The organism is Microbacterium sp. R1 (assembly GCF_015159725.1).
In the GTDB taxonomy this organism is placed as follows: Bacteria; Actinomycetota; Actinomycetes; order Actinomycetales; family Microbacteriaceae; genus Microbacterium; species Microbacterium oxydans.
Genome location: NZ_JADDUD010000001.1, coordinates 534,853 through 546,701, shown reverse-complemented (window position 1 = coordinate 546,701; position 11,849 = coordinate 534,853). Strand labels below are relative to the sequence as shown.

Sequence of the window (11,849 nt, the reverse complement as noted above, 5' to 3'; positions counted from 1 at the left end):
CATCCTGATCGTGCTCCGGTCGTAGCGCGAGATCGTGGGGGGCCGCGCTCGCAGGCATCGGGTGCAGACGGGGCGTTCGCCGGATCCCTCCCCCTCGGCGAGCGCCTCGCCTCCGCGCCCCGGTCAGATCACTCGGCCTCCTGCCCTCACGCACCCCCGAGGTGACGGGCGAAGAACCGGGCGGCGTCCTCCCCGGCGAACGCCGGCACTCCGGTGTGTCCGCCCATGTTGGCGTACAGCGTCTTCTCCGTCGAGCCGAATGCATCGAACAGGTCGAGTGCCATCTGGCGGTCGTTGCCCTCGTCGTCCCACTGGAGCAGCACGTGCAGCGGGATCGTCACCCGTCGGGCCTCTGCCATCGTCGAGCGTGGAACGTAGCTGCCGGCGAAGAGTCCGGCGGCCACGATGCGTGCATCCATCGCGGCGAGGCGGGTGCCGATCGCGATCACCCCTCCGGAGAACGCGACCCGGTCGCCGATCTCCGGAAGCTCGAGGGACTCGTCGAGCGTCGCCTGCCATTCGGGAACAGCCCGGTCGACCAGAGGGAGGATCAGCCGGTCCACGACATCCGCGGAAGGCTTCTCTCCCGCGGTGATCGCTCGAACGAGGTCGGCCCTGGCGAGCTCGGCGCCGGGCAGTGGAGCGCGTTCGCCTGCCCCCGGCAACTCGATAGTCGCGGCGGCGAAGCCCTGCGCGCTGGCGTTGCGGGCACGCGCGACCAGTCTCGGATACATGCGCCGCATGCCGATGCCGCCGGGCTGGCCCATGAGGATGAGCGGGACGGGAGCGGTCGGCGTTGCGGCGGGCGGCGTCCACAGGATGCCGGAGACGTCGCCGAGTGTGAACGTGCGCTCGGTGACGCGGTCGTCGAGGATTCGTCGTGAAGTGAAATGCATGGTCGTACCTCTCGGGAGTGCGGCGAAGAAGCGGCGCTCCCGGACGACCTATCGCCCGACCGTGTCTCCCTGGAGGAGCACCGACGTGAGTTCGTTCACGGGTACCACCTCCTCAGGTTGCTGCACGGAAGCTCGAGGCTATCAGAGCGCGGAGCCGAGCTCCTCACGAAGGAGAGCAGTACCTGCGCTGAGCGCCCGCAGCTTGCCGCGGGCGACGTCACGCGACAACGGCGCCAACCCGCAGTTCGTGCTCGGCACGAGCTTGTCCGCGTCAACGAAGCGGAGGGCGTTCCGCAGGGTATCGGCGACCTCCTCCGGAGTCTCGATGATGGGGCTCGCCACATCGATGGCTCCGAGCATGACCTTCTTGCCCCGGATGAGCTCGATGAGGTCCAGGGGCACGTGCGAGTGGTGACTCTCCAGCGAGACGGTGTCGATGCTCGACTGCTGCAGAAGCGGGAACGACTTCTCGTACTGCCGCCACTCCGAGCCGAGGGTCGCCTTCCAGTCGGTGTTCGCCTTGATCCCGTACCCGTAACAGATGTGCACCACGGTCTCCGCGCGCAGACCCTCGGCTGCGCGTTCGAGCACGGCCACGCCCCAGTCCTGCACGTCGTCGAAGAACACGTTGAAGGCCGGCTCGTCGAACTGGATGATGTCCACCCCGGCCGCCTCGAGCTCCTTCGCCTCCTGATTCAAGATCGTCGCGAACTCCCACGCCAGCTTCTCGCGACTCTTGTAGTGACGGTCGTAGAGCGTGTCGATCATCGTCATCGGACCGGGCAGAGCCCACTTGATGGGCTGGTCGGTCTGCTGGCGGAGGAACTTCGCGTCCTCGACGAACACGGGCTTCTCGCGGCTCACGGCACCGACCACGGTGGGCACGCTGGCGTCGTACCGGTCGCGGATCCGCACGGTCTCCCGCTGGTCGAAGTCGACACCGGAGAGGTGCTCGATGAACGTCGTGACGAAGTGCTGGCGCGACTGCTCCCCGTCGCTGATGATGTCGATGCCGGCCTGACGCTGCTCGTGCACAGTGAGGCGAAGCGCGTCCTGCACGCCCTCCACCAGGGCATCGCCCTCCAGCTTCCACGGGGACCAGAGCGTCTCGGGCTCGGCCAGCCAGGAAGGCTTCGGCAGGCTGCCGACGATGGAGGTGGGAAGGATCTCGGGCATGATCGGGGCTCGTCCGTTCGTCATCCGACGGACACCAGCGAGTCTGCGGAACGGCCGACGGCCCACCTCTCGAGGAGCTCGCCGTGCGGGGTCATCAGATGCGCGTCGGCGTACCGCCCCTGCTCGGCCGCGAGCCGGCTGCGCTCCTCCCGGTCGTAGGCGATCTTGGTCACCGAGTAGTCCTGCTGCTCCAGGGTCGGCCGGTAGATGCTCGCGGCCTCGGAGTTCGCGTTGTAGATCTCCGGTCGATAGATCTTCTGGAAGGTCTCCATCGTGCTGATCGTGCCGATGAGCTGGAGGTTCGTGTAGTCGCTGAGCAGATCCCCGCGGAAGTAGAACGCCAGCGGGGCGACGCTGCCTCGCGGCATGAAGTAGCGGACCGAGAGGCCCATCTTGCCGAAGTACTCGTCGGTCAGCGAGCCGTCCTTCTGCTCGTACTCGACACCGAGGATCGGGTGGTGGTTCTCGGTGCGACGGTACGTCTTGCTCGTCGAGACGCTGATGCAGATGACGGGCGACAGCGTGAACCGCTCCCGGTACGCCTCGGAGTCGAGGAAGTGCTGGAAGAGCTTGCCGTGCAGGTCGCCGAAGTCGTCGGGAACGGTGAAGCCTCCCGCGGCCGCGGTGGCCGCCGGCAACCGCACGCTGAAGTCGAAGTCGCGGATGTACGACGAGAAGTTGTTGCCCACGATGCCCTGAGTGCGCGCGCCCGTCGACCGATCGACGATGGTCACCTCCAGCACCTCGAGAAGAGGGAACTCCCGATCCTCCCCCTCCGTGGCGAATTGGATCGCGACCGAGACGATCTCGAGTTCGAGCGTGTAGCGATCGCGGCTCGGGTTGTCCCAGTGCGCCAGATCGTTGAACCGCCGGTCGATCATCGTCAGGGCGTTGCGGAGGTTCTGCTGACGGTGCTCGCCGCGCGCCAGATTGGCGAAGTTCGTGGTGATGCGCGAGTCGTCGGACGGCGAGTAGTCCTCGTCGAATCGGGTCGTCGTGATGCGGAACGTGAATTCGGATGCCATGAGCGGCCAATCGGTGGAAGATCGGCCGGGCTCGGCCTCGATCGGGGGTTTCTCCATGATGACGACTGCAAGGGCCCATCGGGTAATGCGCGTCGACTATGCCGTGGCATAGGTTGAACCTATGGCCAAGCGTTCGAACGGCATCACCCTCCAGCAGCTCACCTATTACATCGAAGTCGCCGCGGAGGGATCGATCAGTGCCGCCGCCGACCTGCTCTATGTCGCCCAGCCCACACTGTCCGCGGCGATGAAGGATCTCGAGGGCAGAGTGGGGCGCGAACTCCTGATCCGCTCCGCCCGGGGCGTGACGCTCACCACCGATGGTGTCGAGTTCCTCGGGTACGCCCGGCAGGTCGTCGAGCAGGTGGCGCTCCTGGAGCAGCGCTACCTCGGTCGTCCGCCGTCCCGACGACTCCTCGGCGTCTCGACCCAGCACTATTCGTTCGCTGTCGACGCCCTCGTGCGGATGGTGAAGGCGACCGCGGCGACCGAGTACGAGTTCTCCCTGCGCGAGACGCGCACCTGGGACATCATCGAAGACGTCCGCACCCTCCGCAGCGAGCTGGGGATCCTCTATCGAAACGACTTCAACCGCAACGTGATCGACAAGCTGCTCCGCGACTCCGGGCTCGCCTTCCACCCGCTCTTCGTCGCAGACCCGCACATCTTCATCTCCCGCAAGAACCCCCTCGCCGCGCGGAAGCGCGTAACGCTCGCCGATCTCGCCGACGTGCCGAGGCTCACGTTCGACCAGGGCGCGAACAACTCCTTCTACTTCGCCGAGGAGATCCTCTCCACCCTCTCGAGCCCGCAGGACATCCGCGTCTCCGACCGCGCGACCATCTTCAACCTGATGATCGGCCTCGACGGCTACACCATCTCGACCGGCATCATCAGCGACGACCTCGACCCCGAGATCGTCGCCATCCCGCTCGACGTCGACGAGAACATCGAGATCGGCTGGATCGGCCACTCGGCGATCCCGCTCACCGAGCAGGCACAGCGCTACCTCGCCGAACTGCGCGCCGTCGTCTCCGAGTTCGGCGTGGAACTGCTCGGCTGAGAGCCATCACCCCTCATCGCCCATCCCCCTCCCGGAGCGGCGGATCAGTGAAGCCCGAAGGCGGCGTCGAGCGCCCGGAGCATCACCACTCGCCCCCTTCGGCATCGGACTGTGCCTTTCGTCGCCGGCATCGAAGGAGGTAAGAGCTCGGGCAGATTCCCGGGTCACGCTCCTGCACCGACTGCGGCACCCCTCGTGCATGGCTTCCCACACGGGCGATCGCGCCGATAGTCACGCATGACTCCGGCGAATGATCACCCACAGGAAGCAGTGACACCATGGTCAAACTCATGAAGGTCGATGATCTCGTCGCGATCGCCCGCGGCGCCGGCATCGCGCTGGTGCGTGCCGACGAGGCTCACCCCGAGAACACCTACATCTATGCCGCTCCCGACCGCGACATCCTCTACATCGGTACCGCCGCCTCGGCTCAGCGCAGCCGGGACGAAGTGCGCATCGCCGCAGAGGGCTACATCGATCGAATCGGGGTCGGCTTTTCGGCGCTCATTACGGAGAACGACGGGGTGCGGCACAGCTTCCACTACGACCCAGCGACCTTCGACCCCCAGGCGATCCTCCAGCAGGACATCCAGTGGGAGGGTCGCTCCGTCCTCCCGGTGCTCGAACGACTGAAGACCGGGCCCGCACCCTCGATCGCCGAAGTCGAGCAGATCCTCGTTCGGGTGTTGGTCTGCACCGGCCGCCTGGTCGGCAACTCGCAGTATGCATCACAGTGGGACGGACCCGAGGGAAAGTACCCGAACATCATCGCGCTCCTGGCCGCGTTCTACGCTCGCGGCGAGGACGGGGAGCTCCCTCGTCACACCGCGCTCGATGTCTCTGAAGGCGCGGAGGAGCTCGCCGAGAGTCTCGCGAATGTGACAGCGGGACGATAGCTCGAACGGCTCGTCGCACCCCAGGTTGCAGGCGAGCATCGCGATCGCTGCGAAGTCCTTCCGGTGGTCCTCGTCGGAAACAGACCGCGGCACGATGTGGGCTGCCACTAGCAGCGACGTAGGCAGCCGTCGGCCGCACAGATCGCAGTTTGCCGCGTCACGTCCTGCCAACAGATATCCGCGGAGACGCCCTTGCTGCGTTACCGCAGACCGATCACCGCACATGACGAAGGCCCCGCATCCCAGTGTTTACAAGGGAGTCGGGGCCTTCGTGGTGGCGGTGACGGTGGGATTTGAACCCACGGTAGGGGGTTACCCTACACAACTTTTCGAGAGTTGCACCTTCGGCCGCTCGGACACGTCACCGCGGAACAGCTTACGCGACGCGGGGCGTCCACGCGAATCGAGAGCAGCAGCTCACCAGGTGCTGGCGACCTCGGCGTGCGTGTGCAGGATGCCCTCGGTCGATCCGGCGGGTGCGCGGCCGATGCCGCATTCCGTCGCGACCCCGAACGCGGAGACGAACGGAGCAGCGGCGGCGATGCGACGTGCGGCACCCTCGACACCGTCCTCCCGGTGCACGAGCCCCAGGTACAGCTCGTCGACCGGTGCGAGGTCGGTGAGCGGGGCGAAGTAGGCCTCGTCGTCGTGGTCGATCGGCACGGGGAGGTGCAGCCAGGTGAGCGGACGCGCGGATGCGGCCACGACGGCGTTCGCATACCGGACCAGGTTCGCCGCGTCGCGCGGCTCGAAGAAGTGCTTCTCCCCCGCGTCGCCGTAGCAGAGGTGCACGCCCACCTCGACGTCGGCGGGCACCGCGTCGACCAGGGCGGCCAGCCGTGCGACCAGTCCGGCGAACGGCTCGCCGGGCCACCAGGCCTCCATCACGGATCCGTACCCGGCCGCGCGCTCGATGATGCCCATCTCGCTGGCGACGTCCCACTGCACGGCGAGGTCTTCGTGCGGGATGGCGGCCAGGATCTCCTCGAGCTCGCGCAGGATCGCGGCGGTGTAGACGGGCTCGATGGCGCCGCGATCATCGCCGTGGAAGAACGAGGCGATCACGGCGAGCGGCGTGGGCAACGACACCTGGAACCGCACCTCCGCCGGAACCGCACCCTCGGCGCGCAGTCGCTCGAACACCGCATACGACTCGATCGCGGCGGCTGCGTAGCCGAGCGGCGGCAGCTCGATGGCCGAGGCATCCACGCCCTCGCCGATGCGCAGACCCCGGGCATCGATGCCGGCGGGGAACGGGATGGGTTCATCGCCGATGCGCTCGATGCCCTCGGCCCGACCGATCACGTCGGGCTGGAACATGATCCAGTGGAACCGCTTGCCGACCTCGCCGTCCGGGATGCGGCGGAGTCGAGTGCCGAGCGTCTCCGCGGCGGTGCGAATCGTGGTCTCGGCGTCGTCGTAGTTCACGCTGCCCACGAGGAGGGCACCCTGCGGCTGAGTCATGCCCCCAGAATATCGGCGGGTCGGCGGTGTTTTCCCCGGCAGCGGCTCCGCCAGGACGGGGATGATCGAGTTAGGATGGCCTTACAACCCGCCGCCTGTGGGGGCAGCGATGACGGGAAGGTTCCATCATGGGCTTCATCACGTCCGAGGCACTGGCCGACACCGGCTACGTCGTGCTCGACGACCACACCTCCGCCACCGATCCCGCTGAATGGCTGGGCCTCGAGTACGTCGGTTGGCGCTCCTCCGGCATCACGCGCTTCGCCCCGCTCACCAGCTATGCCGGCGACGTCGACTGCAACGGCTTCTGGAACCACACCCCGCCGCGCACCGACAAGGACGGTGTCTGGGTCGACTCGCAGGTCGCGATCGCCCCGACGCTCCAGCGCCGGGCCCAGGAACCGGGCGCGGGCATCGGCCGATGCCGCGTGATCGAGCTGCAGCCCAACGAGTACGCCGACGCGATCTACAACCTGCACCAGGACGACAACAACCGCCTCAACGAAGAGGGCACCGGCTGGGTCGTGCGCGGGTTCTTCAACCTCTCCGACGACACCGAGTCGATGCTGATCCTGCGCTCCGACCGCTTCGACCCCGCGACCGAGATCCGCCTGCCGCTGCGCGCCGGCTCCCGCATCATCGTCGACACGCAGCGCTTCTGGCACGCGGTCTGGCACCGCGGCACGGCACCGCGGTACGCCCTCATCACCTCGTGGACCAGCGGCCCCGAGCTCGACGCGTACATCGCCGCCAATCACGGCGACCCGCACCCCAAGACCGTCGACCTCGATCCCCGGTTCGTCGACGCCGCCCAGATCGAGCTGCATCGCCGCATCGAAGAGCGCCGTCGCGCGTTCGAAGCACAGGGCATCGTGATGGAACCGCCCGTGGACATGAACGTCTGAGACGTCGGCCGGCGGGTCTCCCCGCACGGAGCCAACGGTGTCAGACCGTGCGGCCGTCGTGGATCCGCACCACGCGGTCGACCGTCCCCGCCGGCGGCGCCACGTGCGAGATCAGCAGCACCGACTGCTCCCCCGCGGCCAGCAGCAGATCGCGCAGCAGGGCATCCGATGCCTCAGGATCGACGCCCGCCGTCGGCTCGTCGAGCACCAGCACGGGGAAGCCGCGCAGCAGCGCCCTGGCGAGCGAGATCCGCTGCGCCTGACCGCCGGACACCAGCGCGCCGCGGTCACCCACCCTCGCATCGAGGCCCCCGCGCTCCCGCACCCAGTGACCGAGTCCGACCCGGTCGAGCATCGCCAGCAGCTCCTCGTCCGAGGCGGAGTCGCGCGCGAAGAGCAGATTCTGGCGGATGTCCTCGTCGAACAGCTGAGGGCTCTGCTCGCACAGTCCGATCACGCGTCGCAGCGCCGGGCCCGAGAGCTCTGCGGCGTCGCGACCACCCACCAGATACTCGCCCTCCACGCGCAGGAAGCCGACCAGGGTCGCCGCGAGCGAGCTCTTGCCCGCCCCACTCGGTCCCGCGACCAGCACGCGCTCACCGGCGCGGAGGTCGAGGTCGACTCCCTTCAGCGCGGGCGTGCCGCCGGGCCAGGTCGCCCTGACGCCGCGCAGATGCAGCTCGGGAGTGCGCGCGAACTCCACGTCATCCCCCTCGTCGGAACGCAACTCCTCCGGCATCCGCTCCGGGAGCACGTCGACGATGCGCCCGGCGCTCGCGCGCACGCTCCGCCATGACGCCGCAGCGATCGGCACCGCTCCGAACACCTCGAAGACCACCATCGGCACGAGCACCGCCACGGCCAGCCACGGACCGTCGATCGAGCCGTCCGCAAGGCCCGGAGCCGCCACGGCGAGCGCCCAGACCGATGCCGCCCCGGCCACGGCGGACACGACACCCGCCGCGACGGCCTGAGCGAGGGAGGCACGGTCGACCACGCGTCGCAGAGCCGCATCGGCGGCGGTGATCCGCGCCCGCGCCTGTTGCTCCGCCCCGTAGGCGATGAGCACGTCGAGGCTCCCGAGGTAGTCGACGAGAGCTGCGGAGAGCTCTGCCCGACGCTCCGAGACCCGTGCTTCGGCGTGCGAGCCGAACGCCCAACCGAGTCCGATCGCTGCAGCCGCGGCGGCCAGGAGGCAGACCGCGAGAGCGAGGGCGGCCGGGGGCGAGACGAACGCGAGGAAGCCCACCGCTCCGACCGCGACGAGCGCCGCCACACCGAGCGGCTGCACCACTCGCAGCGGCAGGTTCTGCAGGTTCTCGACGTCGTCCACGAGAGCTGCGAGCACCTGCCCGCGGTCCGTCGAGCCGAGTCCCGCCGGCGACAGAGGGATCAGCCGGCGCACCATGTCGGCACGAGTCGAGGCGAGCTGACGCAGCGCGGCATCGTGTCCGCTCAGGCGCTCCAGATAGCGGGTGACCGCGCGCGAGACGGCGAAGAAGCGCACACCGACGACGGCGATCGACAGCGGCACCAGCGAATCGACGATCGAGGCGCTCACGATCAGCCACCCGCTGACCGCGAGCAGACTCACGGCGGCGGCGGCCGAGAGCAGACCCCAGATCAGTCCCGGTACGAAGCGGCCGAGTGGCGGCTGCGCGAGTCGCAGGATGGCGCCGACCCGGTGACCGCGGGAATGCGCGGCATCGGTTGTGCGGGGTGCAGTCATGCGTTCACCCCCAGCGCCACGATCTGATCCGCGATCTCCCGTGCGGTCCGACGGTGGGAGACGAGGAGGATCGTCGCCCCGGCATCCGCCTTCTCGCGCAACGATCGCCACAGCCGGTCCTCGGTCTCGGGGTCGAGCGCACTCGACGGCTCATCGAGTGCGAGCACCCGTCCGGACGCCGTTGCCTGGCGATACAGGGCGCGGGCGACGGCCACCCGCTGCGCCTGCCCGCCCGACAGTCCCGCCCCCTGCACGCCGAGCTCCAGCGCGGGGTCGATCCCCTCGGCGCAGGCGTCGTCGAGCGCAGCGCGCACCCGACCTGCGTCCGGCTCAGGATCACCGAGGGTGACATTCGCCGCCACTGTCCCGCGCGTCAGTCCAGGTGCCTGTCCGGCCCAGGCGAGCCACACCGACGGCGCGATCCCCCGCACGTCCGCGCCGCCGTAGAACGCCGTCCCCTCGAACTCGACAGCGCCCCGGAGTGCCGCCAGCAGCGACGACTTCCCCGACCCGCTCGGCCCCTCGATGACGGTGATGGTCCCCGGCCCGGCTGCGAACGACACGGGCGGCAGGTCGCGCACCCGCAGACCCTCGACCACGAGGTTTCCGCCGTTCGCCGGTTCCACGGTGGTGTCCACATGCATGACCGATTCACGGATGCCGGGGGTTTCGGCGGCGATTCCTCCGACATCCGTCGAACGCTCCTGCATCCGCGCGCGCTCCCCCGCCGCATCGAGCACCTCGAACACGTCCTCCGTCGCCGCGACCCCCTCGGCCGCCGCGTGGAACTGCACCCCCACCTGCCGGATGGGCAGGAACGCCTCGGGAGCGAGCAGCAGCACGAACAGCCCCACCTCGAGGGTCAGATCGCCCGACAGCAGCCGGAAGCCGACCGACACCGCGATCAGGGCCACCGCGATCGAGGCCAGCAACTCCATCGCGAAGCCGGACAGGAACGAGAACCGCAGCACCTTCATGGTCTCGCGGCGGTACTCGTCGGCGGTGACCTCGATGCGGTCGGCCGCACGCCGGTCGCGTCCGAACAGTCGCAGCGTCGACAGCCCCTGCACCGTGTCGGCGAAGCGTGCCGCGAGGCGCTGCAGCGTCTGCCACTGCCGGGTCTGCACGGTGCGGGTCGCCATGCCGATCAGGATGAGGAACAACGGGATCAGCGGCAGCGTGATCACTGCGGTGAGTCCGCTCGGCCAGTCCTGCCACCACATGACCGCGACGAGCACCGGCGTCGCGATCACGGTCAGCACGAGCTGCGGGATGTACCGGGCGAAGTAGGCGTCGAGAGCTTCGAGCCCGTGACCGGCCGTGACCGCGAGCGCCGTCTGATTGCGCTGCGCGAGCCACCCTGGCCCGAGCCTCCCGACCGCAGCCACGAGCGCCGTGCGCAGCTGCATCCCCGTCTTGGCGGCCGCCCGTGTGCCCGCGGCATCCGAGGCCGCGATGAGCAGGCCGCGCAGCAGAGCCGTGAGCAGCAGCCAGAGCAGCGACGAGGCGACGTCACGCCCCGCGAGCGCACCCGTGATCGCGTCGGTCAGCAGCCACGCGAAGACGATCGTGACCGCCGTCTGGACGACGCCGATCAACGCGGATGCCGCGAGGAAACCCCTCGCGGCACCCGCGTATCGCAGCAGTCTCGGATCGACGGGTTTCACGCGTGCGCCGGAGCCCCCTCGATGGATTTCCGGGTGACGCGCTTGCGGAACACCCAGTAGGTCCACGCCTGGTACGCGAGCACGAGCGGCATCGCGATCAGGGCCGTCCAGCTCATGATCTGCAGCGTGTACGGGGTGCTCGAGGCGTTGGCGATCGTGAGGCTGTAGGCCGGGTCGATCGTCGACGGCATCACGTACGGGAACAGGGCGGAGAACAGCATGACCACGGCGAACATGACCGTGAGCATGCCGGCGAAGAACGCCCACCCGTCGCGACGGACGAGCGAGAAGCCGACCGCCGCGATCAGGCTGACCGCCGCGAGCGCACCGGCTGCGATGACCAGCCAGAGCAACGGAGCCTCGCGGCCCATCGCGATCGCGACCGTCCAGATCACCGTCGCGGCTGCGACGAGGATCGTCGGGATGGCGGCCTTCTTCGCGAGCTTCTGCGCATCCTCATGCACCTGACCATCGGTCTTGAGTGCCACGAACAGCACCCCGTGCAGGAAGAAGAGCAGCAGCGTGGTGACGCCCACCAGCAGTGCGTAGGGGTTCAGCAGGGAGAAGAAGCCGCCGACGAAGATGTGGTTCTCGTCGATCGCGACGCCCTGCACGATGTTGCCGAACGCCACACCCCACAGCAGCGCGGGAACGACAGAGCCGATCACGATCATCCGGTCGAAGCCGGCCTTCCACTTCGCGCTGTCGCGCTGGTGCCGGTACTCGAACGAGACACCGCGCAGGATCAGCGCGAGCAGGATCAGCAGCAGCGGCAGATAGAAGCCGCTGAACAGCGTGGCGTACCACTCGGGGAACGACGCGAACAGCACGGCGCCGGCCACGATGACCCAGGTCTCGTTGAGATCCCAGACCGGGCCGATCGTGTTGATGACCTGTCGGCGCGAGACGTCGTTCTTGCCGAGGAACGGCAGGGACATGCCGACTCCGAAATCGAAGCCGTCCAGGACGAAGTAGCCGACGAAGAAGAAGGCGACGATGAAGAACCAGAGTGTTGCGAGATCCATGAT

General features: G+C 68.4%; 10 protein-coding genes, 1 tRNA gene and 1 pseudogene. 3 read left to right on the top strand and 9 right to left on the bottom strand.

The genetic code is table 11. The features are described 5' to 3' along the window. Window positions 1–146 precede the first annotated feature (146 nt). The 3 genes from ILP86_RS02625 to ILP86_RS02615 all read right to left on the bottom strand — a co-directional run bounded on the left by ILP86_RS02625 (window position 147) and on the right by ILP86_RS02615 (window position 3,097). Window positions 147–896: a hypothetical protein gene (locus ILP86_RS02625; RefSeq protein WP_058630726.1), complete on the bottom strand. Its 750-nt coding sequence runs from the start codon at window positions 894–896 to the stop codon at window positions 147–149. A 141-nt stretch (window positions 897–1,037) separates the two neighbouring features. Continuing rightward, a complete protein-coding gene (locus ILP86_RS02620; RefSeq protein ID WP_058630749.1) occupies window positions 1,038–2,072 on the bottom strand; it encodes a methionine synthase in 1,035 nt (344 codons plus the stop codon). Window positions 2,073–2,092: 20 nt separating this feature from the next. Next, the gene (locus ILP86_RS02615) at window positions 2,093–3,097 is read right to left on the bottom strand and encodes a DUF1852 domain-containing protein (RefSeq protein WP_193761982.1); all 1,005 of its coding nucleotides are present in this window, start codon (window positions 3,095–3,097) and stop codon (window positions 2,093–2,095) included. Between the two features lie 121 nt (window positions 3,098–3,218). Between ILP86_RS02615 and ILP86_RS02610 the strand changes: the two genes are divergently transcribed. Together ILP86_RS02610 and ILP86_RS02605 are read left to right on the top strand one after the other, a co-directional pair. Beyond that, on the top strand, window positions 3,219–4,160 hold the full coding sequence (locus ILP86_RS02610) for a LysR family transcriptional regulator (protein ID WP_046747612.1): 942 nt from the start codon (window positions 3,219–3,221) through the stop codon (window positions 4,158–4,160). A gap of 278 nt (window positions 4,161–4,438) precedes the next feature. Next, window positions 4,439–5,056 (top strand): hypothetical protein, encoded by a 618-nt coding sequence (locus ILP86_RS02605; RefSeq protein ID WP_141368508.1) that lies wholly within the window; start codon window positions 4,439–4,441, stop codon window positions 5,054–5,056. Window positions 5,057–5,122: 66 nt separating this feature from the next. Here the strand turns inward: ILP86_RS02605 and ILP86_RS19985 are convergent. The 3 genes and pseudogenes from ILP86_RS19985 to ILP86_RS02595 all read right to left on the bottom strand — a co-directional run. After that, window positions 5,123–5,281: pseudogene (locus ILP86_RS19985) on the bottom strand (hypothetical protein); the annotation flags it as partial. Between the two features lie 50 nt (window positions 5,282–5,331). Beyond that, a tRNA-Ser gene (locus ILP86_RS02600) sits at window positions 5,332–5,422 on the bottom strand. 51 nt (window positions 5,423–5,473) lie between these two features. After that, window positions 5,474–6,520, bottom strand: coding sequence for a hypothetical protein (locus ILP86_RS02595; protein ID WP_193761294.1), 1,047 nt, complete (start codon window positions 6,518–6,520; stop codon window positions 5,474–5,476). A gap of 128 nt (window positions 6,521–6,648) precedes the next feature. Here ILP86_RS02595 and ILP86_RS02590 point away from each other — a divergent pair, with 128 nt between their 5' ends. After that, entirely contained in the window at window positions 6,649–7,425 is a 777-nt protein-coding gene (locus tag ILP86_RS02590; RefSeq protein WP_046747607.1) for a hypothetical protein, read from the top strand. Between the two features lie 40 nt (window positions 7,426–7,465). Here the strand turns inward: ILP86_RS02590 and cydC are convergent, their stop codons facing one another. From cydC to cydB, 3 genes are read right to left on the bottom strand one after another with little or no spacing between them, the layout of a single operon-like run. Continuing rightward, complete coding sequence (gene cydC, locus ILP86_RS02585; protein WP_193761293.1) at window positions 7,466–9,154, bottom strand: thiol reductant ABC exporter subunit CydC; 1,689 nt, start codon at window positions 9,152–9,154, stop codon at window positions 7,466–7,468. Further along, window positions 9,151–10,821, bottom strand: a complete 1,671-nt coding sequence (gene cydD / locus ILP86_RS02580) for a thiol reductant ABC exporter subunit CydD (protein WP_193761292.1) — start codon at window positions 10,819–10,821, stop codon at window positions 9,151–9,153. Before cydD ends, cydC begins: the two co-directional genes overlap by 4 nt. Next, complete coding sequence (cydB, locus tag ILP86_RS02575; RefSeq protein WP_029259883.1) at window positions 10,818–11,846, bottom strand: cytochrome d ubiquinol oxidase subunit II; 1,029 nt, start codon at window positions 11,844–11,846, stop codon at window positions 10,818–10,820. The genes cydD and cydB overlap by 4 nt, the downstream gene beginning before the upstream one ends. Window positions 11,847–11,849: the final 3 nt, after the last annotated feature.

Excerpts from the sequence above, each read along its gene's own strand:
- ILP86_RS02590 (WP_046747607.1), top strand. The coding sequence starts at position 6,649 with ATGGGCTTCATCACGTCCGAGGCACTGGCCGACACCGGCTACGTCGTG.
- cydC (WP_193761293.1), bottom strand. The coding sequence starts at position 9,154 with ATGACTGCACCCCGCACAACCGATGCCGCGCATTCCCGCGGTCACCGG.
- cydB (WP_029259883.1), bottom strand. The coding sequence starts at position 11,846 with ATGGATCTCGCAACACTCTGGTTCTTCATCGTCGCCTTCTTCTTCGTC.
- ILP86_RS02615 (WP_193761982.1), bottom strand. The coding sequence starts at position 3,097 with ATGGCATCCGAATTCACGTTCCGCATCACGACGACCCGATTCGACGAG.
- ILP86_RS02605 (WP_141368508.1), top strand. The coding sequence starts at position 4,439 with ATGGTCAAACTCATGAAGGTCGATGATCTCGTCGCGATCGCCCGCGGC.
- ILP86_RS02610 (WP_046747612.1), top strand. The coding sequence starts at position 3,219 with ATGGCCAAGCGTTCGAACGGCATCACCCTCCAGCAGCTCACCTATTAC.
- ILP86_RS02625 (WP_058630726.1), bottom strand. The coding sequence starts at position 896 with ATGCATTTCACTTCACGACGAATCCTCGACGACCGCGTCACCGAGCGC.
- ILP86_RS02620 (WP_058630749.1), bottom strand. The coding sequence starts at position 2,072 with ATGCCCGAGATCCTTCCCACCTCCATCGTCGGCAGCCTGCCGAAGCCT.
- ILP86_RS02595 (WP_193761294.1), bottom strand. The coding sequence starts at position 6,520 with ATGACTCAGCCGCAGGGTGCCCTCCTCGTGGGCAGCGTGAACTACGAC.